Origin of the sequence: Rhodopila globiformis, assembly GCF_002937115.1 — a bacterium.
GTDB classification, from domain to species: domain Bacteria; phylum Pseudomonadota; class Alphaproteobacteria; order Acetobacterales; family Acetobacteraceae; genus Rhodopila; species Rhodopila globiformis.
In genome coordinates this window covers 1-26,836 of sequence record NZ_NHRY01000040.1, presented here as the reverse complement: position 1 = coordinate 26,836, position 26,836 = coordinate 1, and the positions used below count along the sequence as shown (strand labels likewise).

Below are 26,836 nucleotides of genomic sequence, written 5' to 3'. Positions count from 1 at the left end.
GCAGCACCCCCTGGCGGCGCCCCCTGGCGGCACCCCCTGGCGGCACAGTGGCGGTCGCTATTCTTCCCGGGAAGCACTTTCTTATTTTGTTCTTGATCTTTCGTTGCTGTTCGGCCTATAAAGAACAAAAATCGAACACCGCTTCCCCCATCTACCCCGAATTCATTCCACCCGGACCGTCCTTCATGCCCCAACCGGACCACTCGCCCGCGCAGCCCGCCACCACCGACGCGACATGCGCCCAGGACGACCTGGTGGAACAGGCGCTGTTCACCCTGACCCCGTTCTTCCTGGACGGCGCCGGCGGCGACCCCGCCCGCGCCCGCCGCGCCGCGGTGGAACTGCTGAAAGCCTACCCCATCAACACGATGCTGGAGCTTCAGCTTGTCACCGAGGTCATCGCCTTCTCCCAATCCGCCATGGCGGAACTGCGCCTGGCCAAGGCCGATCCCGAGATGCCGGAACCGCAGCGGCACAGGCTGCGCGCCGGGGCCGTCGCGCTGAACCGTGCCGGCCATCGCACCCTGAAGCTGCTGGAAAAAGTCTATCAGTCCCGCAGCCGCGACACCGCCGCCCAGCCGCAGCCGGAGCCGGCACCACCCGATCTCACCCCCGAGCAACTGGCGATGCTGCAGGCAATGCGGGAGCGTGTGGCCCGGGCGCGGGAGCAGATGGCCCAAACACCCGACGCGCCCCCCGCCATAAATCGCGAGCAACGCCGTGCCGCCGAACAGGCCGCGCGGCGAGAGGCCCGCTCGACTGCCGGCTGAACCCAGCCGGGCAACCGCAGTCGGCCGCCGCACACCGCCGGCGCCGGCACCCCCGCGGATCAGCGCCGCTCTGGCCCCGCTTCCAGCAGCGACAGGTTCTGCTCCGCCAGATCGGCCGTCGTGCTGTTTGGATCGACATCCCGGGCGTGCTGCCAGTCGCTTTGCGCCCCCGCCTCGTCACCCAGGCGCTGGCGCAGGATGCCGCGCTCCAGCAGCGCATCGGCGTTGTCGGGGTCCTGGCTCAGCACGCGGCCGACATCCACCTGCGCCAGGGCGAGCTCGTTCAGCTTCCGGTACATCACCGCCCGCGCGACCAGCGCGTCGGCCCGGGGCGCATCCAGCCGGAGCGCATCGCTCAGGTCGGTGATCGCATCCCGGTACCGGTCGAGCATGCCTTCCGCAGTGGCGCGCATGATGAACAGATCGGCGTCGGCCGGCGACAGCGCCAGCGCCGTGGACGCATCCGCCAGGGCCTTGGCGGGCTGCGCCACCATCAGCCTGGCCTGCCCCGCCTGGCTGAGCAGCAGGGCGCGGGCCATCGGTGGCACCTTGCCGGTTTCGGCCACGTGTTCCAGCACGGCCGCGCCGGCCTCGGGCTTGCCGGTGCCGATCAGCGCCAGCCCCTGGCAATGCGCCGCGCCGTCGCCGCCGCCTTTCGCCAGCCAGGAGTCGGCCGTCGCCAGGGCGCCGGCCGGGTCATCCGCCAGCGTCGCGAGGCAGGCTTCATAGTCCTTGCCTTCGGTGATGCGCGGTGGGAAGGGCGGAACCGGCAGTTCGGCAACGGCGTCTTCCGGCGGAGCGGGAGAAGCCTGCCACCACCAGAGGGCGACCACCGCGCAACTCAAGAGACCGATGGACAGGCACAAGGCTGCCAGACGCCGGGACATGCAATGATCCTACCCCGGTTCGTGAGCGAGGGGGAAATACATTCTGCGAATGGACAGGTGCGGCGGGTGGAGCCGCGCGGGTGCCGGACGGGGCGCGGCGCACTGTCCCCTCGTCATGGCGGCTACCCGGGACAAGCCCGGGCACAGGCTCCGGGCGGCCATCCACGCCTTGCGGTGCCGGTATCAGCAAAAGGCGTGGATGGTGGGCCCTTCGCCCACCATGACGTGGTGGCAACAGCCGGGCCTCATGGCCCGCTACGTTAGCGCTAATGGGGCGTGTGTCCCGGCCATCCACCCCCAACCGTCGAAGCACAGATGGCCGGGACACGCCCGGCCATGACGAGGGGGCGACGACCTGGCGCCGCCCACCCGCCGCTACGCCGCGGCCTTCGCCTCCCGCCGGCGGCGGTGCAGGATGAACTCGGTGTAGCCGTTCGGCTGCGTGCGGCCCTCGAACACCAGGTCGCAGGCCGCCTTGAACGCCACGCCGTCGAACCCCGGCGCCATCGGCTTGTACAGCGGATCGACGGCATTCTGCCGATCGACCACCACCGCCATGCGCTTCAGCGCCTCCATCACCTGCTCCTTCGACACCACCCCGTGGTGCAGCCAGTTGGCGATGTGCTGCGAGGAGATCCGCAGCGTCGCCCGGTCCTCCATCAGCCCGACGTCGTGGATGTCCGGCACCTTGGAGCAGCCGACGCCCTGGTCGATCCAGCGCACCACGTAGCCGAGAATACCCTGGCAGTTGTTGTCCAACTCCTGCCGCAGGTCGTCCGGCGACCAGTTCTGCCCCTCGGCGACCGGGATGGTCAGCAGCGAGGCCAGCGGCGCCCGCTTGCGCGAGGCAAGCTCGTTCTGCCGCGCGGCCACGTCCACCTGGTGGTAGTGCAGCGCATGCAGCGTCGCGGCGGTCGGCGAGGGCACCCAGGCGGTGTTGGCGCCCGCCGTCGGATGGCCGATCTTCTGCGCCAGCATGTCCGCCATGCGGTCCGGCGCCGCCCACATGCCCTTGCCGATCTGCGCCTTGCCGCGCAGGCCGCACTCCAGGCCGATGTCGACGTTCTGGTCCTCGTAGGCCTTGATCCAGGCGGTGCCCTTCATCTCGTTCTTGCGGATCATCGGCCCGGCTTCCATCGAGGTGTGCATCTCGTCGCCGGTGCGGTCCAGGAAGCCGGTGTTGATGAACACCACCCGCTGCGCCGCCGCGCCGATGCAGGCCTTGAGGTTGGCGGACGTCCGCCGTTCCTCGTCCATGATGCCCATCTTGATGGTGTTCGCCGGCAGCCCGAGGATGCCCTCGACCCGTCCGAACAGCTCGTTGGTCAGCGCGACCTCTTCCGGCCCGTGCATCTTCGGCTTGACGATGTAGATCGAACCGGCGCGGCTGTTGCGGTACTGGCCCTGGCCGGCCAGGTCATGCATCGCGATCAGCGAGGTGACGGCCGCGTCCAGGAAGCCCTCCGGCGTCTCGTGCCCCGCCGCGTCCAGCACCGCATCCGTGTACATATGGTGCCCGACATTGCGCACCAGCATAAGGCTGCGCCCGGGCAGCGTCAGCGTTCCGCCGTCCGGCTTCGTGTAATCCCGATCGGCATTCAGCGTGCGGGTCATCATGCGGCCGTTCTTCTCGAACGTGTCCGCCAGGGTGCCCTGCATCAGGCCGAGCCAGTTGCGGTAAGCGCCGACCTTGTCCGCGGCGTCCACCGCGGAGATCGAGTCCTCGCAGTCCTGGATGGTCGTGATCGCCGCCTCCATCACCACGTCGGCGACGCCCGCGGGGTCGTCCTTGCCGATGGGATGGGCGCGGTTGATCACGATCTCGATGTGCAGCCCATGGTTCGCCAGCAGCACGTCCGACGGCGCCGACGCCTCGCCGCGGTAGCCGGCAAACTGCGCCGGGTTCTTCAGCCCGGTGGTGCTGCCGTTCTTCAACTTGACCGACAGTGCGCCGTTCACCACGCTGTAGGCCGCCGCGTCGGCATGGCTGCTGGAGGCGAGCGGCGCGGCGTTATCCAGGATCTCCCGCGCCTTGGCCACGACCTTGTCGCCGCGTACCTTGTTGAAGCCCGGACCGCGCGCGGCGCCGCCGTCCTCGGGGATGGCGTCGGTGCCGTACAGCGCGTCGTACAGGCTGCCCCAGCGGGCGTTGGCCGCGTTCAGCGCATAACGGGCATTCGTCACCGGCACGACCAACTGCGGCCCGGCAATGTGCGCGATTTCGGGATCGACCTTGGCGGTGGTGACGGTGACCGACGCCGGCTCCTCCACCAGGTAGCCAATGCTGCGCAGGAAGCTTATGTACCCCGCGGCATCCGCCGGCTTGCCCTTGTTGGCGAGGTGCCACACGTCGATTTGCTGTTGGATGCTGTCACGCTTCGCCAACAGCGCATTGCAGCGCGGCGCCAGATCGGCCAGCAAAGCGGCATAGCCGTTCCAGAAGGCGTCCCGGCCGATCGAGGTCCCTGGCAGCGCTTCGCTGTTCACAAACTCGTAGAGAGGCTTGGCGATGCGAATGCCGGCTTGCTCGATATAATCCATGCGTGGTGCCTCCAGCGGGGAGAAGAAAATAAAAGCGGCGGGGATATAGGACGAAAGGATCGGTTTCGACCAGTCCCGAGGGCGGCTCCGGCATGACGATCACGGCGCGTTCAAGCACCGTGGCGGGGGACGCGCGCAAGCGTGAGCTTGACTCCAGGATGCGCCGCACAATGTCGGGGGAGCGGATGGAGGCCAGGCCTCATCCGCGTGACGTTTCCCCCCCAAACTTAGGCGGCGCCTCCGGGCGCCGCTTCTTTTATTCAGGCCCGGGGATGGGTCTTCCGCCACACCGCCAGCAGCGCAGCGTCATCGACGGCGGTGTAGCGCTGCGTGGTGGACAGGCTGGCATGCCCGAGCAGGTCCTGGATCGAGCGCAAATCCCCGCCGCCCGCCAGCAGATGCGTGGCGAACGAATGCCGCAGCGCGTGCGGCGTCGCGTGCTCCGGCAATCCGGCGAGGCGGCGATAGGTCCGCAGCACCCGCTGCGCCACCGCCGGGTCCAGCCGCTTGCCGCGGGCGCCGAGGAACAGCGGACTGCCGGGCTGCGCGTCGGGATGCACCGCCAGCCACGCCTCGATCGCCGCGCACACCGCCGGCAGCACCGGGACGATGCGGGTCTTCGAGCCCTTGCCGGTCACGGTCAGCGTCTGGCTGGTGCGCAGAGTGGCGGCGTCACGCACGTCCAGCCCCAGCGCCTCGGCGATGCGCAGGCCGCTGCCGTACAGCAGCGAGAACAAGGCGACGTCCCGCGCCTGCAGGGCCGGGTCGTCCGAGACGTCGTCGACGTGCTGGGTGACGTCGCAGGCCTGCTCGACCGTCAGCGCGCGCGGCAGCCCGGGCCGCACCCGGGCGGTGGCGACCAGCCGGATGGCGGGGATCTCCAGCCCGTGCCGGCGGTCCAGGTAGCGGAAGAAGCCGCGCACCGCCGACAGGTGCTGGGCGCGGGACGCGGCGACGAGACCGGCGTTCGACAGCGACGCCAGCCAGGCGCGGATGTCCGCGGCGCGCAGGGCGGCGAGGGCCGCCAGGTCCGGCTCCTTGCCCAGGTGCTGGGTCAGGAAGCCGAGGAAACCGGCCAGCGCGTGGGTGTAGGCCTCGACGGTGTTGGCGGCGGCGTGGCGTTCCTGCCGCATCCAGGCCAGGAAGCCGAGCCGCGCGGCCTCCGCAGTCACCGGGACGGGCGGGATGGATGCCACGACCTCCGGCCCGGGCTGTTGAGCCGTATGCTGGCGCCGGGACGGGCTGGTGCGGGTGGCCATTCGTGTATCTTAGCGCAACGGAAGTATGCGGGCTACGGAAGCGCCATGAGCGACGCAGAACAAGCCAGGAAGCGGACCAATGAGCGACCTCTACGAGGCTGACATCCTGCTGTGGCGGAGCACCAGCGCGACCTGCTCCGCCGCGTGGCCGCCGGCGAGACGGTGAACGAAACGCCGGACTGGCCGAACATCATCGAGGAGATCGAAAGCGTCGGCAGCGGGCAGTTGCACGCCGTGGAGTCGTTGCTGGTGCAAGCGCTCAACCATGCCCGGTCACCGTCCCGATTTCCGTCTCCAGCCCCCGGTGCGCCAGCAGGAACTTCCCCAGTTCCCTCTGGAACATCGGCCACTGCGCCTGCGGCACGCGCTTCCAGTCGATCGCCGGTGTCACCGTCACCACCAGCGGCACGTGCGTTGTCCCCAGCAGGCTGTCCAGCGCCATCCGCGCCCGCATCCGCAGGCCCGGCCGGACTGGCTTGCCGTCGATCCACACCCCCACCGCCATCATGCCGAACGGATCGTTCGAGCGCACGATCCGCCACACGCTCGGTGTCCCGCCCGGCGTTGCCAACCAGGCTTCCGATCGGCTTTCGGTATCGACCAGCCGGGTCATCTGCCACCACCCCGCCATCACGGCGGCGGCGGTGGCGTGCGTCGAGAACGCCTGCCAGCGCATGTCCATGCCCAGCAGCCCGCAGGTGACGCGCTGCCCGTGCACCGCGCCGTCCGCCGGCAGTGGTGCGACCATGCAGCCGGGTCCGACGTTGATCGCCTCGGGCACCGGCGCCGGCCGCAGGGTCGCCAGGGCCAGCCCGTCCGCCACCGCCGGCGTCACCGCGGCGACCGCGACCAGCGCCAGCGCCGCCGCCATCGCGCCGCGCGGCCAGGACCGCACCGGCGCCACCGTCCGCGGCTCGGCGGGCGGCGGCGCGGCGTTGTCCTGCCGGAACGGCAGGCCCAGCAGGATCAGCAGCAGAGTGACGATCGAGAAGAACAGCCAGCCATACAGCACATGATCCGTCGCCGCCGCCTGCGCGCTGCCCAGCAGGTAACCCAGGTACACGATGCCGATCGCCCGGATGCCGTTGGCGAACACCGGCACGACGATCGAAACCAGGATGAACACCGTCCGCCGCACCGGGCTGCGGTACATCAGCAGGGCATACAGCACCCCGAACGCAATCGAGGCGATCAGGAAGCGCAGCCCGGCGCACGCCTCGGCGATGAAGAACGTCCCCTGCGGGATCTCGATGGTATAGCCGTCGATGTAGGCGGGGACCCCCAGCACATCCAGCCCGTGGCTGACCATGATGGTGGTGATGTCCTGCAGCTTCGGCGTCAGGAACGCGCCGAACGGCACCAGGAAATACAAATACAGCAGCGGCCCCGCCATGGCCCACCACAGCCGCGGCCCCAGCACCGCCAGGAACAGCACCTCGGCGAAACTGATGGCGGCAAGCTGCTGGCCCTCCATGATGCCCAGCCGTTCCGCCAGCAGCCAGACCAGCGCCACCGGCACGGCCAGCAGCAGCGCCGGACGCCACGGCCGGGGCGCGAGGCCGTCCAGCTCGAAACGCCGATCCCACAGCAGGTAGCCGACGATGGGGAGCACCAGGAAGCAGTGGTTATAGGCGGTGGAGTCGATCCAGGTCTGCACCGCCGCCGCCACTTCCTCGTGGAACAGGCCGCCCAGCAGCAGCAGCCCGAGGCCAATCGGCCAGGCCACGCCGCGCAAGGTCGCGAACGGCGCGGGCACCGTCATCGCCGGGGTACTCATGGGCAGAGGCTTTCGGTTGTTACGCGGCGCATACGATGTTCCTTATCGGCCCGCAACGGGGCCGTCCACGCAGGCCGGCCGCAGCAGGTCGTCGAAGCGGCTGAGCGTCGCCGCCCAGTCATAGTCGCGCACGATGCGCGCCCGTGCCGCCGCGCCGATGGCGGCGCCCTCGGCCGTGGTCGCCAGCCGGCAGCAGGCGGCGGCGAAGTCATCGTCCGTATCGGCCAGGATCACCTCCCGGCCCGGCTCGGCGTTGATGCCTTCCAGCGCGCCGGCGGTCACCACGGCCGGCTTGCCCATCGCCATCGCCTCCAGCACCTTGTTCTGGATGCCGCGGGCGATGCGCATCGGCGCCACCGCGGCGGTGGCGTGGGCGAGGTAGGGCCGCACGTCCGGCACACGGCCGGTGACGAAGACGCCATCCAGCCGCGCCAGCTTCTGCACATCGGGGCCGGGGTTGGCGCCGACGATGAAGAACCGCGCGGCGGGCAGGACACGGCGGACCAGCGGCAGGATGTCGTTCGCGAACCAGCTCACCGCATCGATGTTTGGGGGATAGTCCATCGTGCCGGTGAAGACATAGATGGGCCCCTTGGGGATCGGCCCCTCGGCATCGAACACCACCGGCTGCGGCAGCGACGGATCGAAGTAGCGGTGATCCACGCCGTTGCCGATGCCGCGGATCCGGTCGGCGCAGCCGGGGTTCTGCCGGCGGAACAACGCCGCCTCGGCATCCGAAACGAGGGTCGTCAGGTCGGCTTCGCGGGCGATGCGCTGTTCCAGCGCCGCGACCTTGCGCCACTCCCGCCGGTACACCAGCCGCATCGGCCCGGCGGCCGTCTCGGCGTAGGCCCGCCACTTCTCGGAGTCCACATCCACCAGGTCCACCACCCGGATCGGCGTGCGCGGCAGGTCCAGCACATACGGCGCCATGTTGCCGGAACTGACGAACACCACCTGCGGCCGCACCGTGTCGAGCACCTCGCGCACCCAGCGCGCCAGCCCGGCGTCGCGGAAGAACGTGACGCTGAGGGACTCGCCGGTCAGCAGCCCGCGCTGGCACCACAGCCGCGCCATCCGCCGGTCCAGCTTCGCGACATAGGCCTGCCGGACCATGCCGCGCAGCGTTTCGATGTGCGGCACGTCCGCCGGGTCGTCGACCAGGCAGCCGAGGTGGACATCGTACCATTGCGTGAGGTACTTCAGCACCTGCAGCGACCGGATCTTCTCGCCCTTCGTCGGCGGATACGGCAGGCGCTGGGTCAGGAACAGCAAATCGGGCATCCTCTATCCCAGCCCGCGCACGATGAACGGCCCGACGGCGTTGGCCACCGGCAGCGGCAGGCGCTTCCAGGCGGCGATGAACAGCCTGTATTTCGGGTTCAGCGGGTTGTGGTCCGGGATCGACCCGCCGGGCTTCAGCCGGAAGCGATAATGCAGCTTGCTCGCCTCGAAGCCCCAGTTGTGCTTGAACGCATACGCGCCGGTCCCGAGCTTGGAGCGGCCGAAGTCGAACATCCGGCAGCCGCGGTCCGCGGCGCGGCGCATCACCTCCCAGTACATGAAGTCGTTGCCGGCGCAGGCGCGCGCTTCCTGCGTGCCGCCGCCGTAGTATGGCAGCACCTCGTCGCGGAAGTAGAAGTTCAGCACCGACGCCACCGGCGTGCCGTCGCGGCGGATCGTCACCACGTCGGCGTCCTTGCCGAACGTCGCCATCAGCACGCGGAAGTAACGGCGCGGGAACACCGGCGTGCCGAGGTTGCGCACGCTCTCGGCATACACCCGGTGCAGCGTTTTCACGTCCTGCCCGGCCTCCGAGGTCAGCCCAAGCTGAATCCCCTTGCGCACCATCGCCCGCTGCTTGCGCGGGATAGCCTTCATGTTGGCGTCATGGTCCGCCGTGATCGCCTTGCGGAACGTGACGTACAGGTCCGGGCGGTCGATCCAGCCGTCCTCAACGGGGAAATCCGGCGGCTCGCGGTAGCGGAACTCGGTGGCGGAGACGCCGGTCTGCCGCATCAGCGCCTCGGCGTGGTCCACCAGCGCCGCGTGGCTGTCCGCGTCCGCCGCCAGCGGGCCGCCATAGACGCAGAACGGGTTGGAGACCAGCGAGTCGCCGAACAGCCGCGTCTTCACCCGCACCAGCGGCAACACGCCCGTCATCGCCCCGTCACGCTCGGCATATATATAGTACGGCGTATGGCCGAACGCCGTCTGGATCACCTGCGCCCAGCCGGCGAGGTGGCAGAACGTACCCGCCGGCATCGCCCGCACGAAGCGGTCCCACACCGCCAGGCTGTCCTGGTCCAGCGAACGCACCTTAATCGGCATGCAAGTGTGTTCCCTTCAGGCCGGCACAAGCTCGGCCGCCGACAGCACCGGCGCGTACACCCGGTCCATCCGGTCCCAGGCGAAGTCGCGCAGCAGCCGTTCGAGCCCGCCCTGCATCCGCGCTAGGTTGGTGTAGTGCCGCAGCCGCGACTTCAGCGGCGCCCCGGCGATCCGCGGCTGGCCGGGATCGATTTCCCAGGGATGGAAGTAGAAGATGCCGGGCTGCCGATCGCGCCGGTTCACCCGCTTCAGCCCGGCGCGGTACAACCCGGTCGGCAGCAGCCGGAAATAGCCGCCGCCCGAGCACGGCCAGTTGCGCCCGAACAGCCGCACCGTGGTCATCGGGATCTCCGGCACGCCGTCGGCAACCGGCCGGAACGGCACGCGCGGCGCGTCCGGCAGGCCGTACAGGTCGTGCCGGATCGGGTTGATGCTGGAGCTGTAGGCATACCCCTCCTCCAGCAGGATCGGGAACGCCCACAGGTTGCCCGCGCCGATGGAGAAGGTCGCGGCGCGATAGCCGGCGACCCGGACGCCGCCGGTATCCTCCAGCACCGCGCGGGTGCGGCGGATGTCGGCGCGGAACGCTGCCTGCGTCTGGCTGTCGGCGCGGGTGTGGTCCCAGCCGTGGCTGGCCAGTTCGTGCCCCTCGGCGACGATGCGGCGGACAAGGGCGGGATGGCGCTGCGCCACCCAGCCCAGGGTGAAGAACGTGGCCCTCACCCGGGCGGCGGCGAACAGGTCCAGGACGCGGTGGGTGTTGGCCTCGACCCGGGTGGGGAAAGCGTCCCACTCGTCGCGGCGGACGCAGCCGGCGAAGGCCTGGACCTGGAAGTAGTCCTCGACGTCCACCGTCATGGCGTTGGTTCGTCCGGTCATGCCTGCGCGCCCGCGGTGTTGCCGGCCAGCCCGTCCTCCAGCAGTTGCAGGATGCGCCGCGATACCCGGTCCTGCCGCGCGGCCATGGCTTCCAGCGCCTCGATCCGCTGTGCCAGCGCATCCGCCGGCACGGGCGGCCGGGCCGCCGATGCGTCACCCCCCGCCTGCCCGTCACCAAGATCGCGCCGCAGCTCCTCGGCCGTCTCCTCCACCATCAGGGCAGTGATCGCGTGCGTCTCCTCCAGCGCGCCCAGCAGCAGCACGCGGGCGCAGAGCGTGTTGATCCGCCGCGGAATGCCGCCGGTGGCGCGATGCACCGCGGCGAACGCATCGTCCTCCCACGCCGGGTCGTCCGCCCAACCGACGGTGCGCAGCCGGTGCTGGACATAGCCGCGCGTCTCGGCCTCGGTCAGCGGGCCGAGGTGGTACGAAGCCAACACCCGCTGCCGCAACTGCTCGACATCCCGGCTGGCCAGGATCGGCCGGAACTGCGGCTGGCCCAGCAGGATGGTCTGCACCGAGGCGCGGCCATCCACCGTGATGTTGGAGAGCATGCGCAATTCCTCCAGCGCCGCCAGCGACAGGTTCTGCACCTCGTCCACCACCAGCAGGCAGCGCCGCCCCTGCCGGCGCTGGTCGCGCACCATGTGCTCGAACCGCCGCAGCAGCGTCGCCTTGTCGGTGCCCGGGTTCTCGCCCAGGCCGAACCCCGCCATCGCCAGGCGCAGCAGGTCGTCGCCCGACACCTGCGTTGTCACCACCCGCGCCATGACATAGGTCGAGCGGTCGAGCTGCGCCCACAGCTGCTCGACCAGCGTGGTCTTGCCGGCGCCGACTTCGCCGGTGATGACGATGAAGCCTTCCTGCTGCGCCAGGCCATAGACCAGGTGCGCAATGGCCCGGCTGTGCCCGCTCGATCCGAAGAAGAACCGCGTGTCGGGTGTCAGCAGGAAGGGCTGGCCGGACAGTTTGTAGAATGTATCGAACACGGTGCCTCACTGGGAAGGCGTGATCAGAAGGACTTCGAAATGCCGAGGATCAGCATGTTCTGGTAGAAGCTGTAGACGGACGTGCCGGCCTGCCGGTCAAAAAACGAATACCCCAGGCTGGCGGCAAGCTTAGCAGAAATCTGGTACTGCAATCCAACACTTGCTGCCACCGAGGTGGCGCTGCCGGACCCGGCGTAGCCGAAGAACCCGTCCTGCAGCGAGAACGACGCCGCCGCGCTCAAGGTCAGGTCCGGCCGCAACTGGTGCAGCCACTGCCCGGTGACGGTCTTCGCCGAGGTCGGGATCGACGCGGCGCCGCCCAGGCCGGTCTGCTTCGTCCACAGCAGGTTGAGCGTCAGGGTATCGCGGTCCAGCAGCGTCGTGCTGCCGATGGTCAGCGTATCGGTGCGGAAGATGCCGTTCTGCAGCGGCAGCGCGTTGGTTGCGCCGTAGAGCTGCCCGCCGGTCTGGCCGTTCACCAGCGTCCCGCTGGCGTTATAGGTCGCGAGGTTCAGCTGGCTGTTCAGGTATTCCAGCTGCGTCCCGGCACTGGCCAGATACGAAACGCTTACGGTGGTGCGCGCAGTGACGGCAACCTGGCCGTTCACGGTGAACGAGTTGAAGCCGTTCAGATGGCCGTAGCTAACGGTCAACGTGGAGTTCGGACTCGGCGTCAGCGTGGTGCCGACGCTCCAGGTCAGGTCGTTGACGTTCGGCGTGGCGTAGCCGCCGGCCTGGCCATAGTTGATGTTCTCCCAGCCGCCCGAGCCGAACACCGCAATCGTGTGGTTGACCTGGTAGGTCAGCTTGTCGCTGACATAGTCGCGGGTGATGCTGAACGACGTCTGCGGCGCGGAGCCGGTGATGCCGTAGCCGTAGCCGCCGTTGGTCTGGCTCTGCTGGAGATCGACATCGAAGCTGCTCTGCAGGCGCTGCAGGAAGTCGCCGGTGGCGAAATGGGCGGTTTCCTCGTTCGAAATCAGCGTCTGGCTGGCATTGCCGCCGTTCGGGAACGGCGAGGCGGCGAAGCCGGTCAGCTGGCTGGAACTGGTGGCGTTGAAGGAGTAGCCCAGCCTGCCGGTGCCCCAGTCGCCGAACTGCCGCAGCAGATAGGGCGAGATGCCGACGCTGCTGGTCTGCACCTCCTCGTCGCGGGCCAGCCCCAGGCCGGCAGCGCCGGTCAGGCCGGCGAGGTTGGCGATGCTTGCCTGCTGCGCCGCGGCCATCGGCCCGGCTGCGCCCACCGTGCCCAGGCCACCGATGCCGCCATACAGGCTTTGCACCCCGGCCACCGCGCGCAGGTCGATGAACAGCAGGTCGGGCACCACGGTGACCGTGCCGACGCCGTTCATCTGCTGGGTCAACGAATTCAGCGACGAGGTGCGGGCATACAGCGACAGGCCCGGCGCGTAGTCGAAGGTCAGTTGCAGCCGCGGCTCGTTGCTCGCCAGGTGGATGCCCGGCGAGAGGTAGGTCATCAGGTCCCACTGCCGCGGCGCGTGCGCCTGCAGCGCATTGTCGGTCGCCATCGCCTCGACATTGACATACGGCATGACGATCCAGCCGCCGCCCTCCGGCGGCAGCAGGCCGTTGGCGAGGTCCATCTGGTGCTGCAAGGTCTGCTCGTCCGGCGCGGCGAGTTCGGTGCCCTGCGGCGGCGCCTGGTCCTCGGTCAGCGGAAACGCCGCGGCCGCCTGGATCTGGGCCGCCAGCGCGACGCTGCCCAGGGCGGATCGCGCCGCCCATAGCGTCCGCGGCGGGATGCGCACGGCAGCGGCGTGCGCGGGCCGGTGTGGCGGCGCAAAAAGTGTCGTATCAGCCATGATGATGCATGCGCCAGCCGGCTAGGACGAATAGTACGAGGAATAGGCGCCGAACGTGTAGCGCGAGGAAACCTGCTGCTTGTTCAGCACCAGGGTGATCGTCGGGCAGGCCTGGATCAGGTCGAGCGAGGCCTCGATCTCGTCGCGCTGCGTGCGCTCGGCCTCCACCACGAACAGGATCTGCCCCACCACCTGCGACAGCACCGCCGGGTCGCTGGTCGACAGGCACGGCGGCGCGTCCAGCACCAGCAGCCGATCGGCGTAGCGGCGGCCGAGCGACTGGATCAGGCGGGTCATCTCCTTGGTCGAGAACAGCTCGGCGCTGCGCTCCCGCTCCCGCCCCACCGGCAGGATCGACAGCCGCTCGATCGGCGTCCGGACGATCAGCGGAGCGGGGTCGAGCTTGGGATTGGCGGCAAGGTCGAGCAGGCCGCGCGCCTGGGCCAGACCAAGCGCATAGCAGATCGAGTCGCGCTTGGAGTCGGCGTCGACCAGCAGCACGGAATGGTCGCCCTGCCGCGCGATGCTGCCCGACAGGTTGATGGACATGAAGCTCTTGCCCTCGCCCGGGCGGGCCGAGGTCACCAGCAGCAGGTTGGAGAAGCCCGGCTCGGCGCCGGGGCCGAACGCCGTGCGCAGGATCTGCCGCTGCACCAGCCGGAACTCTTCCGAGATGCGGGTGCGGGTACGCGACCAGTCCACCATGCCGGCGCGTTCCAGCGCGACCGCGTCCACGGCTGGGGACGCCTGCCCCGGCGCCGCTGCCGGCCGATCGGCCTGGCTGGCGGGCTCGCCCGGCAGGCGGGTCCGGCCGGGGATCGCGGACGATGCCAGGGGCAACATCATGCCGGGCAAGGTCACGCCGGGTGGGGCCAATCCGGGCGATGGCATGTTGGACAACGGCATGCCAGGCGATGCCACTTCGGACGATGGCATGCCGGATGGGGCCAACGGGACGGTTGGCGGCTTGGGCGTGGCCGGGGGTGGCGCAAACAGCCTCGATGCCGGCTGCGCCGTTACGCCGGCGGCGTCCGCTACGGCGGTGGCAGCGTCCGGTGCGGCCGCTTCCGCTGCCGGCGCGCTGCCGGGCTGCAGCAGCTGCGCCGCGGAGTCGTCGAGCGCGCCGGTGCGCAACAGGCGTTCCGCGACCCGCTCGACCAGATGGGATGCCTTCGGTGTCAGCATGAATCGCCAGCCTTCAATGCCAGGAGATCATTGGGAACCATGGTCTTCCGGACCTTGGCGGCGTGCCTGCGCGGCGCCGTCCGTGCCGGGCGGGCACTAGATCAGCGCCGCCGAGCGCAGGACGTGGACCATCAGCCCGCCATAGATGCCGACCAGCAAGGCCACAGCCGCGCCGAAGCGCAGCACCGCCATCAGCCGGACCCGCAGCGGCGCCATGCCCAGCACCGAAATGCCGCCCAGCACCGGCAGCCCCAGCGCGCGCAGCTGATCGACCGTGGAAAACGACCGGTCGAACTGGCTGAGCAGCACGGCGACGCCGAGGCCGGACGCGATGCCGCCGAGCAGCACGACGCTGATCAGCAGCATCCGGTTCGGCGCCACCGGCAGGCGCGGGACTTCCGGCGGATCGACGATCTGCAGCTTGACCTTGTCGGCCTGGGTGTCGGCCGCCTGGGCGATGTTCGCCGACTGCAGCCGTCCCAGAAGCTCCTCGTAGTTCTTGCGCAGCACGCCGTAGTCGCGGTCCATGTTCTGGTATTCCGCGATCAGGCTGGGCTGCTCGCGCTGGGTCTTCTCCAGCCGACCGCGGTAGCGTACCGCGTCGTCATGCTGCCGCTGCAGCGAGGCGATGGCGGTTTCGGCATCGATCAGCTTGACCTTGAGCTGCTCATACACCGGGTTCGGCACCTGGTGGCGCGCCCCGCCCGCCTGGCCGGCGGCGCCGCCCTTGCCAGCGGAGCCGGGCGCCGAGGCCTGCGGGTCGGTCTTCAACGACGCGATCAGCTTGCGCTGCGCGATGACGTCGGGGTGGTTCTCGGTGTCGCGCAGCAGCAGCAGGCGCAACTGCTCCTCGGCTTCCTGCAGCCTGGACTTCGGCGCCTGCACCAGCTGGCCGGTGACGGTGACCATCCCGCCTTCGTCGGTGACCAGCATGGGCGGAGTGGCCTCGACTTCCTTCTTCAGGGCGTCGTGGGCGCTCTGCGCGTCCTGCAGCTTGCCTTCCAGCGCCTGCACGGCGCTGCGCGCGGCTTCCAGCGCCGGCACGTCGGGATTGTCGGTCGAGGGCAGGATGTCGACGTAGCGGCTGCGGAAGTCGGCGCGCCGTTTTTCCGCCGCGCGGAGTTGCTGCTCATAGGACTGGATCTGCCGCAGCAGGAAGCGGCGGGCGTTCTCCATGTCCGTCCGGTTGCTGCCGGTGGCGCTTTCCACGAAGATGGTCAGCAGCGTCTGCACCACGTCGTGCGCCAGCTTCGGGCTCTTGTCGCGATAGCTGATGGTGAACAGGTTACTGGTCTGCGGCGTGATCTTGATCTCCCTGGCCAGGCGGGCGATCAGCCGCTCGCGGTCCGATGGCCCGGTCAGCGACAGATCGAGGTCGGTCTTGGAGATCAGCTTCTCCAGGTTCGGACGGCTCAGCAGGGTGCGCTGGACGATCTCAAGCTGGGTGGTCGGCGCCGAGTCGACGGCGATGCCGCGCAGCAGCGGGGTCAGCACGGCATCGGCGTCAACGAACAGCCGGGCGTTCGATTCGTACTGATTTGGCATGGCGTAGACGCCGAACCAGCCGAGGCCGCAGACCAGCCAGGCGACCATGACGGCGATCCAGCGGCGGCGCCAGGCGGCGCGCAGGTACTGGTCAAGCAGTTGGCGGAGGGACTCCATCGCCGCCTCAGAACCAGGACTGCGGGATGATCAGCGTGTCGCCCGGCTTCATGGCGATGTTCTGGCTGATGTCGCCGTCCTTGATCAGGTCGGACAGCCGCACCTTGATGATCTGCTGCTTGCCGTTGAGCCCCAGCCGGATGATCTGCGCGCGGTTGCCGGCGGCGAACTTGGTCAGCCCCTTGGTGGCGATCATGACGTCGAGCAGCGTCATCCCATCGCGGTACGGGATGGCCACCGGATCCGTCGCCTCGCCGATGACGCGCACCTGGCGGTCGGAGGGGCCGACGAACGAGCGGACGATGACGGTGACGTTGGGGTCCTGGATGTACTTGGCGAGCTTCTTCTCGATCTCGCGGGCAAGCTGCGTCGGCGTCTTGCCGGCGGCGACGATGTCCTCGATCAGCGGGGTGGAGATGCGGCCGTCGGGCCGCACCGCGACATCGGCCTCGCTGAGGTCGGGATTGTGATAGACGAAGACGCTGAGCTGGTCGCCGGAGCCGATGACGTAATCCTGGTCGGGCGTGGCGCTGTTGCCCTTCGCCGCCGGGGCCGGGCTGGTGGCCGATGCGCCGCAGCCGGCCGCCGGCAAGGCCAGCGCCAGGGCGAGCGCCACGCGCAGCGCGGCGGCAGCGGGACCGCGCCGGGCGGTCTGTCGTCGGGTCGGGTCAGGCCGGTTCAGTCGTGTCACGTCAACCTCTGGAAGGGCCTGGCGGCGCGGCGGCCGATGACCGGCCGACCGCACAGGCATGGAACGCAGGCAGGGAGCGGCAGCAACCTGATCGGCGGACGCGCCTGCCGCGTCCGCGCTCTGCCGGTTCGGGACGGCGTTCTGCCGTCAGAAGCCAGCCGCCTGCCCGATACGCTATCATCACCATACCGTGTTTTGCCGTATGTCGCGTGCGCAAGCGGACCACCGGCAGTGGTTCGGCAGTGATTCACCGTGCCACTGCAAGATGTCGCCACAAATCGTAATACTTGTTAAATTCAAGACTTGATCTTGCAAAATATGTGTCACAGACGAGGCGTTGACGACGATCGTGGCGTAACATGGCTGCGGCCCAATAAGCAACGACTTCTGTTTATCACAACCCCAATTATAGCATTTTTGATATTGATAACATAAAAATACCGTTTGACCTTCATACTGGAATGTGTGACGTTCTGTCAGCTTCGCTTTCCGGAATTGGCGCCGAATGACGGCTTGCAGAAATCGCTTGCGCCGCCTTCCCGGCCTTTGGCCGGAACGGCATCCAAATATTTGACAAGGAACGCCTCATGCAGCGCGCCATGGCACAGTCCATGCCCCGCGACATGGCCGTGCTCGGCCTGGCCGAGCTGGCGCTGTCGTTCGCGGTGATCGACGCCATGATCCGGGCGTCAGGCGCGCACGGACCGGTCGTCGCCAGCATTCCCCTGACGGCGTTCGCCAGCGCCGCCCTGGCAGCCCTGATCGCCCTTGTTATCGGCGTCATCGGCCTGACCGTCGGACTCTATCAGCCCGAGGTCTGCCTCAACCGCAGGCGGCTGATGCCGGCGACGGGGCTCGCCGCTGTGCTCGCCTTCGCGGTGCTGCTGGCCGCCAATGGCGGCCTCGGCGCGCATTCCAGCCTCGCCGTCGTCCTGGATACCGCCTGGGAATTCGCCGTGTGGCTCGCCGCCGTGGCGGCCATCCGCACGATCCACAGTCTCGACTTCGTCCGCAACCGGCTGATCCGCCGCATCGTGCTGCTCGGCGACGCGGCGCAGGTCGCCGCCTGTGCCGGCCGCCTGCATGGCCCCGGCAGCCGGTTATTCGAACCCGTCGCGCTGGCGGCCGCCGATCTGTCCTGGCAAGCGCTGCGCCGAAGCCGCGTCTGGGGTGTCGTGCTGCTGCCCGGCAGCGACGCCGCGGCAGCCGATGCGCTGCTGGACTGCAAGCTGCGCGGGATGCCGATCGTCGGCGGCGCGGGGTTCCAGGAGCACTATCTCGGGCGGATCGAGCCGGAGGCGCTGCGGATCGAGGAGCTTCTGGTCGCCGACGGGTTCGCCGGCGGCGGCGCCGGCGCCGCGCTGAAGCGAGGCTGCGACATCGTCATCGCCCTGGTGCTGCTGACCATGGCCCTGCCGGTGATGCTGGTGACGGCGATTGCGATCCGCCTGGACAGCCACGGCCCGGTGATCTACCGCCAGCAGCGCGTCGGCCAGTTCGGCCGGGTCTTCACCGTGTTCAAGTTCCGCAGCATGCGGACCGACCCCGAGGCCTGCGGCACGCCGCGCTGGGCGCAGACCGGCGACCCGCGCGTCACCCGCATCGGCCGCATCATCCGCGCCAGCCGCATCGACGAGCTGCCGCAGCTGGCCAACGTCCTGCGCGGCGAAATGAGCCTGGTGGGGCCACGGCCGGAACGCCCGCTGTTCGTCGAGCAACTCGCCCGGGCCATCCCGTTCTATCGCCAGCGCGCCTACGTCAAGCCGGGCCTGACCGGCTGGGCCCAGGTCAACTACCCCTACGGCGCCTCGATCGAGGATGCCCGCGAGAAGCTGGCCTATGACCTGTACTATGTGAAGCACAGCTCCTTCTGGCTCGATCTGCTCATCCTGCTGCGGACGGTCCGCGTCGTACTGTTCCAGGAGGGCTCGCGCTGAGCCGCATCGGTGCCAAGATAAGGAATCCGGCGGAGCACGGTCGCTGCTCCATCGTCATGGCCGGGCGTCTCCCCATGGGCGCCAACCCAGGCGGCCGGGTGCGGCGGCCCGTCCAACCGTCATGGCGGCTACCCGGGACAAGGGCCCGGGCACAGGCTCCGGGCCGCCATCCGCGCTTTTCTGCGGCATCAACACCGCCAGGCGTGGATGGTGGGCCTCCGCCCACCATGACGTCGTGGGAACGGCCGTGCCGTCCACCCGCCAAGTCAGCGCCGATGGGAACCGTCCCCGCCGTCGTGGCAACGGCCAGGCCCGGCCATGACGGCGGGGGAATGTGCCCGGCCGGCGCTGGTGATGCGATGACGTCAGCATGATCCTCGCCTTTCCCGCATTCGTCGCGTTGCATGCCGCCTGCGCCGCGGCCTATGTCCTGCTCGCAGCGCTGGTCCTGATGCGTCCGCCGCCCAGCCGCAGCGGCGCCTGGCTGATCCTGGCCAGCCTCGCCTCCGCCGCCTGGGCCGCCGCCTTCGCCGTCTCCTGGCACACGCCCATCGGCCAGTTGCCGGCCTGGCTGGAGGTTGGCCGCTCGGCCGCCTGGTACGGCTTCATCCTGCACCTGTACCGGCAATCCGTCGGCGACAACGACCAGGCGATGCCGGCCTACCGGACCATGGGCATGCTGGCGCTGCTGGTGCTGGGCGGCACGCCGCTGCTGAACTGGCTGTCGGACTCGGCCGGCGCGGCCCTGGCATCGCTGGATATCGCCGTCCGGCTCGGCTTCGCCGTCGGCAACCTGCTGCTGCTGGAAAACCTGTACTTCAACACGCCGCCGGATTCGCGCGCGAGCGTCAACCTGCTGTGCGCCGGGCTGGGCGGCCTGTTCCTGTATGACATGCTGCTGTACGCCGACGGCGTGCTGTTCCACCGGATGTCCCTGCCCCTGCTGGAAGCCAGGGCGCCGGTGGCGATGCTGGCCGTGCCGCTGATCGCCCTGGCCGCCGCGCGCACCCGGCGCTGGTCGATCGACATCCACGTCTCCCGCGATGTCGTCTTCCACAGCGTCAGCCTGATCGCCAGCGGCATCTTCCTGCTGGCCGTGGCGCTGATCGGCGAGGTGTTCCGCCAGCAGGACGCCGGCTGGGGCGAGGTCGCCGAGATGTCGATGGTGTTCGGCGCCATCATGGCGGTCGTGGTGACCGTCACCTCGGAGTCCGTCCGGTCCCGCCTGCGCGCCCTGGTGGCCGAGAACTTTTTCAGCAACCGCTACGACTACCGCAAGGCCTGGATGCGCTGCATCGACGCGCTGACCGCGCCCGAGGCGTTCGTCGCGCTGCACAAGCGGGCGATCCGCGCCGCGGCCGAGGTGGTGGACAGCCCGGCCGGCGCGCTGTTCGTCCGCCCGCCGCAGGACGTCGCCTTCCAGTGGGCCGGATCGTGGAATCTGCCCGCCGTCGGTGCGCCGGTCCCGCCCGGCCATCCGCTGATCCCGCTGTTCGGCGCGGCCGACCGGATCGTCCGGCTGGAGGACCACGCCGGGTCCGGCGCCTGGCTGCCCGACCTGCCGGATGCCTGGATCGCCCTGCCGCTGAACCACTGCGGCGCGCTGATCGGCTTCATCGCCCTGGCGCACCCGCGGATCCAGTTCAAACTGGACCGCGAGGCATACGATTTGCTACGGGTCATAGGTCGCGAAGTCGCGAGCCGGGTGGCTGAGCAGCGGGCGATGCAGGTGCTGACCCAGACACAGCAGCTTCGCGAGTACAGCCAGCGCTTCGCCTTCGTCATCCACGACATCAAGAATGTCTCCGGACAGCTTTCCATGCTTCTGGCCAATGCAGAGGTCCACGCCGACAACCCGGAGTTCCAGCGCGACATGCTGGCGACGGTGCGGGCCTCGGTCGGCAAGATCACCCGGCTGCTGTCGCGGCTGGAGGCCGAGCGGCAGGAGCGCGACCACGCCCTGATCACCCCGGCCGATCGGCTGCCCGCGCTGGTCGAGCTGTCGCGGCTGACCGGCAAAGGACAGGTCGTGCTGCGCGACCACAGCGCCGGCGCCGGCGCGGCGATCGACCCGGATGCGTTCGACGCCATCGTCACCCACCTGCTGAACAACGCGGTCGATGCCTCGGGCCCGGCCGGGCGCGTGCTGGTGGAGCTGCGGGCCGAGACGCACGGGCTGGTGCTGGATATCGCCGACACCGGCTCGGGCATGACGCCCGAGTTCGTGCGCGACACGCTGTTCAGCCCGCTGCGCAGCACCAAGAGCGGCGGCCACGGCATCGGCGCCTACCAGGCGCGGGAACTGCTGCGGCAGGCCGGCGGCGACCTGCTGGTGATCAGCCACACGGGCACCGGCACGGTAATGCGGGTGATTCTGCCGGCGCTGCAGCCAGACCAGGCGGACATCGCCCTGGTGGCAGCCTGAGGACACCATGGCGAACCCGAAGCTGCTGATTGTCGAGGATGACGAGGGGCTCTGTTCCCAGTACCGCTGGGCGTTCCCCGCCTGCCAGGTGATGCTGGCGCACGCGCGGGCGCAGGCAGTGGCCATGGTGAAGCGCGAAAGCCCGCCGGTGGTGCTGATGGATCTGGGCCTGCCGCCCGACCCGGACGGCGTCAGCGAGGGCTTCGCCACGCTGGAGGAGGTGCTGCGTCTGGCGCCGCAGACGAAGGTGATCGTCGTCACCGGCAACGGCGAGCGCCGCAACGCGCTCCGGGCGATCGCCGCCGGCGCCTATGACTTCTGCGAAAAGCCGATCGAGCTGGAGGTGCTGCGCACGATCATCGCGCGCGGCCTGAACCTGCACCGGCTGGAGGACGAGAACCGCCGGATGGCGGCGGCCCCGGCGGCCTCGCCGATCGAGCGGATCATCACCGCCAGCCCGGCGATGCTGAAGGTCTGCCGTGATATCGAGAAGGTCGCCACCACCAGCGTGCCGGTCCTGCTGCTGGGCGAAAGCGGCACCGGCAAGGAGGCGCTGGCCCGCGCGGTGCACGACCTGGGGCCGCGCGCGAAGCAGCCGTTCGTCGCCATCAACTGCGGCGCCATCCCGGAGAACCTGCTGGAGTCCGAGCTGTTCGGGCACGAGCGCGGCGCCTTCACCGGGGCGGTGAAGCAGACCATCGGCAAGATCGAAAACGCCCACAGGGGCACGCTGTTCCTGGATGAAATCGGCGACTTCCCTTACCCGCTGCAGGTCAAGCTGCTGCGCTTCCTGCAGGACCAGATCGTCGAGCGCATAGGTGGGCGGCAGCAGATCCAGGTCGACGTGCGCATCGTCTCGGCCACCAATCTCAACCTGGACGAGAAGATCGCCCAGGGGCAGTTTCGCGGCGACCTGCTGTACCGGATGAACGCCGTCACCGTCCGCATCCCGCCGCTGCGCGAGCGCGGCGGCGACATCGCGCTGCTCGCCGGTTGGTTCCTCAACCGCTTCAACCAGGAATTCGGCCGACGGGTGCGGGGCTTTACCGAACGCGCCACGGCCGCGATGACGGTGCACGAATGGCCGGGCAACGTGCGGGAACTGGAGAACCGGCTGAAGCGCGCGGTGGTGATGGCCGACGGCCGCCTGATCGACGCCGCGGACCTGGAACTGGCGGCGGACGACGACCTGCCGGATCTCGACCTGCGCGCCGCGCGGCTGCGGGCGGAACGAGAAGTGATCAGCGCGGCGCTGGCCCGCAGCAACAACACGCTGTCGGTGGCCGCCAAGCTGCTGGGGGTCAGCCGCCCGACCCTGTACGGCCTGTTGGAAACCCATGGCTTGGCCAGCGACGCCACCGGCGCCGCCGCCGCGGCCGCGGCGGCGGCCGCAACCAGCGACACAGCATGATGGAACGATCAAGGATGAACCCGATGCGCACCCGGTCTCTCGGCTGGCTCATGATGGGGGCCTGGCTCGGCGCCTACACGCTCGCCCCCTTCGGGACGGCCCACGCGGCGGACTACATGGCGGCCGCGCGCGACTCCATGAAGAAAGGCGACATCAGAGCGGCGCAGATCGACCTGCGCAACGCGGTCCGCAACGATCCGCAGAATGCCGAGGCGCATTACTGGCTCGGCCGGGTGGATTTCGAACTCGGCGATCCGGTGGCGACGCAACGCGAGGCGATCGCCGCGCGCGACCGCGGCTTCGACCCGCACCAGGCGGTGCCGCTGCTGGCGCAGGCGCTGCTGGCGCAGAACCAATTCCAGGAGCTGCTGGACACGCTGAAGCCGGGCGGCAAGGACCCGGCGCTGGACGCCGCCATCCTGGTCTCCCGCGGGTATGCCGAAGTCGGCCTGAAGCGTCCCGAGGATGCGCAGAAGTCGTTTGCCGAGGCCGAGCAGGTGGCGCCGAACGCGGTGGAGCCGCTGCTTGCCGACGCTCGCCTGGCGGTGGCGCGGGCCGACCTGGCGCGGGCGCAGGCGAAGATCGACCGGGCGCTGGAGGCGGAGCCGAAATCGGTCGAGGCGCGGCTGGCCAAGGCGCAGCTGCTGCGCCTGAAGAACGACATTCCCGGGGCGATCGCCGTGCTGGACGCGCTGATCACCGACCAGCCGGGCGTGATGCAGGCCCGGCTGGACCGCTGCAGCCTGGAGCTGGCCGCTGGCAAGAACGATGCGGCCCGGGCCGACCTGGACGTCGTCCTGAAGACCACGCCCGGCAACGTGCAGGCGATCTACCTGCAGGCGGTGATGGAAGCGCAGGCGCGCAACTACAAGGCGGCCGACGCCGACCTGGAGCGGATCAGCCCCTATGTCAGCCGCATCCAGCGCGCCTACTACCTGCTGGCCATCGTCAAGGAGCAGCTTGGCCAGTTGGAGCAGGCCGAGGACGCGGCGCAGAAGTACCTCGGGCGGTCGCCGAACGACCTGGCGGCCTACAAGGTGCTGGCGCGCATCCAGTTCGCCAAGCACCGGCCGGATCAGGCGATCGACACGCTGTCCAAGGTGGCGGAGTCCGGCAAGGGCGATCCCGAGACCTATGACCTGCTTGGCCGCGCCTATGCCGCGACCGGCCGGGCCGCCGAGGCGGTGCAGGCGTTCTCGAAGGCCCGGGATCTGGCGCCGAACGATGTCGGCGTGCAGACCAGGCTGGCTTCGGAATACATGCGCATGGGCAAGGTCGACGCCGCGATGACCGACCTGGAGCACACGCTGACCCTGGCGCCGAAGATTCCCGCTGTGGGCGAGGCGCTGTTCTTCGCCGCCCTGGCCACCGGCGACACCAGCAAGGCCAGCGATGCGCTGGCGAAGATCCGTGCCGCGCAGGGCGAGACCGACGTGGTCGGCAACCTGGAGGGGCTGTTCAAGCTGGCGCAGCTGGATATCCCGGGCGCACAGGCGACCTTCAGCGGCCTGGTGGCCAAGAATCCCGACTTCATGCCGGCCCGGATCAACCTGGCCCGCGTACTGGCGATGCAGGGCAAAGTAGCGGACGCCGAGACGCTGCTGACCGCCGTTCTCGCCAAACACCCGGCGCAGCAGCCGATACTGACCATGCTGGCCTCGACCTATGTGCAGGCCAACCGGCTGCCGGACGCCATTGCCCTGCTGGAACGCGCGCACGCCGCCGAGCCGAACCAGCTGCGCGTCACCCTCAGCCTGGGCGACCTGTATATCCGCGCCGGCAAACCGCAGCAGGCGCTGGACCTGACGCTGAACGCGCCGGGCGACAATGCCAACGCCACCGGCATCCCGATGCTGCGGGCGGCGGCCTATGCGGCGCTGGGCCAGCGCACCGACGCCCGCACCGCCTATGCCGCGATCCTGAAGCAGGACCCCGGCAACGCCGTCGCGCGGCGGCAGCTGGTGGGGCTGCTGGTCCAGGCCGGCGACTACGAGAGCGCCCGCAACGTCATCACCAACGCCATGGCGAACAGCGCCCGCAACTATCAATTGTACCTGGACTACGTGGCGATCGACCTCAAGGCCACCGGGCTCGATGCCGCCCTGGCCTCGGCCGATCAGCTGCAGGCGCAGGACCAGGATTTTGCCGACGCGCGGGCGCTGAAGGGGGACGTCTATATGATGGTCAACCGTCCCGCCGACGCGGCGAACGCCTATGCCGCGGCGGCCAAGGCGGCGCCGTCCAGCCTGCTGACCACGCGCGAGGCCACGGCGTTGGTGAAGAGCGGCCGGGCGGACGACGCCGCAAAGCTGCTGGTGGCCTGGCTGGCGAAGCATCCGGACGACATGACGGCCACCAAGCAGGCCTCGGAGGTCGCCATCAGCGCCAACCGGCTGGACGTGGCGAAGACGTACCTGGAGCAGGTGCTGAAGACCCAGCCGCATGACACGGTGGCCTTGAACAACCTGGCCTGGGTGCTGCAGCACACGGGCGACATGGCCCGCGCCGAGGCGCTGGGCCGGCAGGCCTATATCCTGGCTCCCGGGGCGCAGACCGCCGACACGCTGGGCTGGATCATGGTCTCGGCGGGCGACCTGCGCAACGGCGTGATGCTGCTGCGCCAGGCCGCCACCGAGGCTCATGGCGACCCGCGCATCGTCTACCACTACGGTGTGGCGCTGAAGGACTCGGGCGACCGGGACGGGGCGAAGAAGCAGTTCACGGCGGTGGTCGCGACCAAGGGCGACTTCAAGGAGAAGGCCGAGGCGCAGAAGGCGCTGGACGCGCTGTCGAAGGGCTCGTGAGGCCCGGCGCATCGGTGAGGGCGGGGATGCAGCCGATACGCCTGCTGACGTTCTCGACGCTTTTCCCGCAGGCGGCGCGGCCGAACCACGGCATCTTCGTGGAGAACCGGCTGCGCCACCTGCTGGGGAGCGGCGAGGCGACCAGCACGGTGCTGGCGCCGGTGCCGTGGTTCCCGTCCGGTGCGGCACGGTTCGGCGACTGGGGGGTGAACGCCCGGGCGCCGCGTGCCGAGACGCGGCACGGCATCCGCATCCTGCATCCGCGCTTCCCGGTGATCCCGAAGGTGGGGATGTCGCTGGCGCCGTGGCTGCTGTACCGGGCGATGGCGCCGGTGGTGGCCGGGCTGCTGGCCGAGGGGCAGCGGTTCGACGCGATCGACGCGCACTACGTGTATCCCGACGGGGTCGCGGCCGGCTGGCTGGGGCGCCGGTTCGGGCTGCCGGTGGTGATCACGGCGCGCGGCACCGACGTCAACCTGATCCCGCGGTTTGCGATCCCGCGGCGGCTGATCCAGGGGGCGATCCGCGACGCGGCGGCGCTGGTGGCGGTCAGCGCGGCGCTGAAGCAGGCGCTGGTGGAGATCGGGGCGCCGGACGACAAGGTGACGGTGCTGCGGAACGGGGTGGAGACGGATCTGTTCCGGCCGCCGGCGGACCGCGCGGCGGCGCGGGCGGCGCTGGGGCTGAGCGGGCCGACACTGGTCTCGGTCGGCGGGCTGATCGAGCGCAAGGGCCACCACCGCACGATCGAGGCGATGCGGCAGTTGCCGGGGTTCACGCTGCTGATCGCCGGCGAGGGGCCGGAACGGGGGCGGCTGTCGGGGCTGATCGCGCAGCACGGGCTGGCGGACCGGGTGCGGCTGCTGGGGCCGTGGCCGCACCGGGACCTGCCGGCGTTGTACGGGGCGGCGGACGCCTCGGTACTGGCGTCGTCGCGCGAGGGCTGGGCCAACGTGCTGCTGGAGTCGATGGCGTGCGGCACGCCGGTGGTCGCGGCGGATATCTGGGGCAACCCCGAGGTGGTGCGGGCGCCGGAGGCGGGGGTGATCTACCGGCCGAACACGGCGGAGGGGGTCGCCGACGGGGTGCGGCGGCTGTTCGCGGCGCTGCCGGATCGGGCTGCGACGCGGGGGTATGCTGAAGCGTTCAGCTGGGACGCGACGACGGCCGGGCAACTGGCGCTGTTCCGGCGGGTTGTCGGAGGCTACAGCAGGCCGCAGGTCGCTTGAGACAGGGCGACGGCGCTCCCTCATCGTCATGGCCCGGCTCGTCCCTACGGGATGCACACATCTCGGAAACGGTCCGCCGCTGCGTTTCCCTTTCGTCATGGCCCGGCTTGTCCGGGCCACCTATTCCAGCACGTGTGCCGCGACAGGTGGCCCGGACAAGCCGGGCCATGACGATGGGGGAACGCTCTTGGCGCCCAGGCAAGCACTTGATTTTACGGTCATTTCCGACTCGTTTC

At 69.6% G+C, this 26,836-nt stretch carries 18 protein-coding genes; 6 read left to right on the top strand and 12 right to left on the bottom strand.

What is annotated here, in order from left to right; all coding sequences use genetic code 11:
* Nucleotides 1–185: 185 nt before the first annotated feature.
* A complete protein-coding gene (locus tag CCS01_RS02410; protein WP_104517236.1) occupies nt 186–770 on the top strand; it encodes a hypothetical protein in 585 nt (194 codons plus the stop codon).
* Nucleotides 771–829: 59 nt separating this feature from the next.
* On the opposite strand, the gene CCS01_RS02405 is transcribed toward CCS01_RS02410, so the two are convergent.
* From CCS01_RS02405 to CCS01_RS02350, 12 genes are all read right to left on the bottom strand, one after another.
* On the bottom strand, nt 830–1,657 hold the full coding sequence (locus CCS01_RS02405; protein WP_146101536.1) for a tetratricopeptide repeat protein: 828 nt from the start codon (nt 1,655–1,657) through the stop codon (nt 830–832).
* Between the two features lie 375 nt (nt 1,658–2,032).
* Nucleotides 2,033–4,198: a malate synthase G gene (locus tag CCS01_RS02400; protein WP_104517234.1), complete on the bottom strand. Its 2,166-nt coding sequence runs from the start codon at nt 4,196–4,198 to the stop codon at nt 2,033–2,035.
* Nucleotides 4,199–4,458: 260 nt separating this feature from the next.
* A complete protein-coding gene (locus CCS01_RS02395; protein ID WP_338049957.1) occupies nt 4,459–5,394 on the bottom strand; it encodes a tyrosine recombinase XerC in 936 nt (311 codons plus the stop codon).
* A 322-nt stretch (nt 5,395–5,716) separates the two neighbouring features.
* On the bottom strand, nt 5,717–7,234 hold the full coding sequence (gene xrtA / locus CCS01_RS02390; RefSeq protein WP_104517232.1) for an exosortase A: 1,518 nt from the start codon (nt 7,232–7,234) through the stop codon (nt 5,717–5,719).
* A gap of 42 nt (nt 7,235–7,276) precedes the next feature.
* The gene (locus CCS01_RS02385) at nt 7,277–8,518 is read right to left on the bottom strand and encodes a TIGR03087 family PEP-CTERM/XrtA system glycosyltransferase (protein WP_104517231.1); all 1,242 of its coding nucleotides are present in this window, start codon (nt 8,516–8,518) and stop codon (nt 7,277–7,279) included.
* A gap of 3 nt (nt 8,519–8,521) precedes the next feature.
* The gene (locus CCS01_RS02380; RefSeq protein WP_104517230.1) at nt 8,522–9,565 is read right to left on the bottom strand and encodes a FemAB family XrtA/PEP-CTERM system-associated protein; all 1,044 of its coding nucleotides are present in this window, start codon (nt 9,563–9,565) and stop codon (nt 8,522–8,524) included.
* 15 nt (nt 9,566–9,580) lie between these two features.
* On the bottom strand, nt 9,581–10,444 hold the full coding sequence (locus CCS01_RS02375) for an XrtA system polysaccharide deacetylase (RefSeq protein WP_104517229.1): 864 nt from the start codon (nt 10,442–10,444) through the stop codon (nt 9,581–9,583).
* Complete coding sequence (locus CCS01_RS02370; protein ID WP_104517228.1) at nt 10,441–11,433, bottom strand: XrtA/PEP-CTERM system-associated ATPase; 993 nt, start codon at nt 11,431–11,433, stop codon at nt 10,441–10,443. The genes CCS01_RS02375 and CCS01_RS02370 overlap by 4 nt, the downstream gene beginning before the upstream one ends.
* Nucleotides 11,434–11,456: 23 nt before the next feature.
* Nucleotides 11,457–13,256, bottom strand: coding sequence for a porin family protein (locus CCS01_RS02365; RefSeq protein WP_104517227.1), 1,800 nt, complete (start codon nt 13,254–13,256; stop codon nt 11,457–11,459).
* Nucleotides 13,257–13,277: 21 nt separating this feature from the next.
* On the bottom strand, nt 13,278–14,441 hold the full coding sequence (locus CCS01_RS02360; RefSeq protein ID WP_104517226.1) for a P-loop NTPase family protein: 1,164 nt from the start codon (nt 14,439–14,441) through the stop codon (nt 13,278–13,280).
* A 96-nt stretch (nt 14,442–14,537) separates the two neighbouring features.
* Nucleotides 14,538–16,103 carry an XrtA system polysaccharide chain length determinant gene (locus CCS01_RS02355; protein ID WP_104517225.1) on the bottom strand — a complete coding sequence of 522 codons (1,566 nt, stop codon included), beginning with the start codon at nt 16,101–16,103 and terminating at the stop codon, nt 14,538–14,540.
* Nucleotides 16,104–16,110: 7 nt separating this feature from the next.
* Nucleotides 16,111–16,794 (bottom strand): XrtA/PEP-CTERM system exopolysaccharide export protein, encoded by a 684-nt coding sequence (locus tag CCS01_RS02350; RefSeq protein ID WP_239991978.1) that lies wholly within the window; start codon nt 16,792–16,794, stop codon nt 16,111–16,113.
* Between the two features lie 587 nt (nt 16,795–17,381).
* Here CCS01_RS02350 and CCS01_RS02345 point away from each other — a divergent pair.
* From CCS01_RS02345 to CCS01_RS02325, 5 genes are all read left to right on the top strand, one after another.
* Entirely contained in the window at nt 17,382–18,731 is a 1,350-nt protein-coding gene (locus tag CCS01_RS02345; protein ID WP_104517223.1) for a sugar transferase, read from the top strand.
* Between the two features lie 370 nt (nt 18,732–19,101).
* Nucleotides 19,102–21,156, top strand: coding sequence for an XrtA/PEP-CTERM system histidine kinase PrsK (gene prsK, locus CCS01_RS02340; protein ID WP_104517222.1), 2,055 nt, complete (start codon nt 19,102–19,104; stop codon nt 21,154–21,156).
* 7 nt (nt 21,157–21,163) lie between these two features.
* Nucleotides 21,164–22,567 carry a PEP-CTERM-box response regulator transcription factor gene (gene prsR / locus CCS01_RS02335; RefSeq protein WP_104517221.1) on the top strand — a complete coding sequence of 468 codons (1,404 nt, stop codon included), beginning with the start codon at nt 21,164–21,166 and terminating at the stop codon, nt 22,565–22,567.
* Between the two features lie 23 nt (nt 22,568–22,590).
* Nucleotides 22,591–25,371: an XrtA/PEP-CTERM system TPR-repeat protein PrsT gene (gene prsT, locus CCS01_RS02330; protein WP_158258191.1), complete on the top strand. Its 2,781-nt coding sequence runs from the start codon at nt 22,591–22,593 to the stop codon at nt 25,369–25,371.
* Nucleotides 25,372–25,397: 26 nt separating this feature from the next.
* Complete coding sequence (locus tag CCS01_RS02325) at nt 25,398–26,600, top strand: glycosyltransferase (RefSeq protein ID WP_104517219.1); 1,203 nt, start codon at nt 25,398–25,400, stop codon at nt 26,598–26,600.
* Nucleotides 26,601–26,836: the final 236 nt, after the last annotated feature.

Coding starts and splice junctions, on each gene's coding strand:
- CCS01_RS02360 (WP_104517226.1), bottom strand. CDS start 14,441: ATGCTGACACCGAAGGCATCCCATCTGGTCGAGCGGGTCGCGGAACGC.
- CCS01_RS02400 (WP_104517234.1), bottom strand. CDS start 4,198: ATGGATTATATCGAGCAAGCCGGCATTCGCATCGCCAAGCCTCTCTAC.
- CCS01_RS02380 (WP_104517230.1), bottom strand. CDS start 9,565: ATGCCGATTAAGGTGCGTTCGCTGGACCAGGACAGCCTGGCGGTGTGG.
- CCS01_RS02325 (WP_104517219.1), top strand. CDS start 25,398: ATGCAGCCGATACGCCTGCTGACGTTCTCGACGCTTTTCCCGCAGGCG.
- xrtA (WP_104517232.1), bottom strand. CDS start 7,234: ATGAGTACCCCGGCGATGACGGTGCCCGCGCCGTTCGCGACCTTGCGC.
- prsT (WP_158258191.1), top strand. CDS start 22,591: ATGCGCACCCGGTCTCTCGGCTGGCTCATGATGGGGGCCTGGCTCGGC.
- CCS01_RS02410 (WP_104517236.1), top strand. CDS start 186: ATGCCCCAACCGGACCACTCGCCCGCGCAGCCCGCCACCACCGACGCG.
- CCS01_RS02345 (WP_104517223.1), top strand. CDS start 17,382: ATGCAGCGCGCCATGGCACAGTCCATGCCCCGCGACATGGCCGTGCTC.
- CCS01_RS02375 (WP_104517229.1), bottom strand. CDS start 10,444: ATGACCGGACGAACCAACGCCATGACGGTGGACGTCGAGGACTACTTC.
- prsR (WP_104517221.1), top strand. CDS start 21,164: ATGGCGAACCCGAAGCTGCTGATTGTCGAGGATGACGAGGGGCTCTGT.
- CCS01_RS02405 (WP_146101536.1), bottom strand. CDS start 1,657: ATGTCCCGGCGTCTGGCAGCCTTGTGCCTGTCCATCGGTCTCTTGAGT.
- prsK (WP_104517222.1), top strand. CDS start 19,102: ATGATCCTCGCCTTTCCCGCATTCGTCGCGTTGCATGCCGCCTGCGCC.
- CCS01_RS02365 (WP_104517227.1), bottom strand. CDS start 13,256: ATGGCTGATACGACACTTTTTGCGCCGCCACACCGGCCCGCGCACGCC.
- CCS01_RS02355 (WP_104517225.1), bottom strand. CDS start 16,103: ATGGAGTCCCTCCGCCAACTGCTTGACCAGTACCTGCGCGCCGCCTGG.
- CCS01_RS02385 (WP_104517231.1), bottom strand. CDS start 8,518: ATGCCCGATTTGCTGTTCCTGACCCAGCGCCTGCCGTATCCGCCGACG.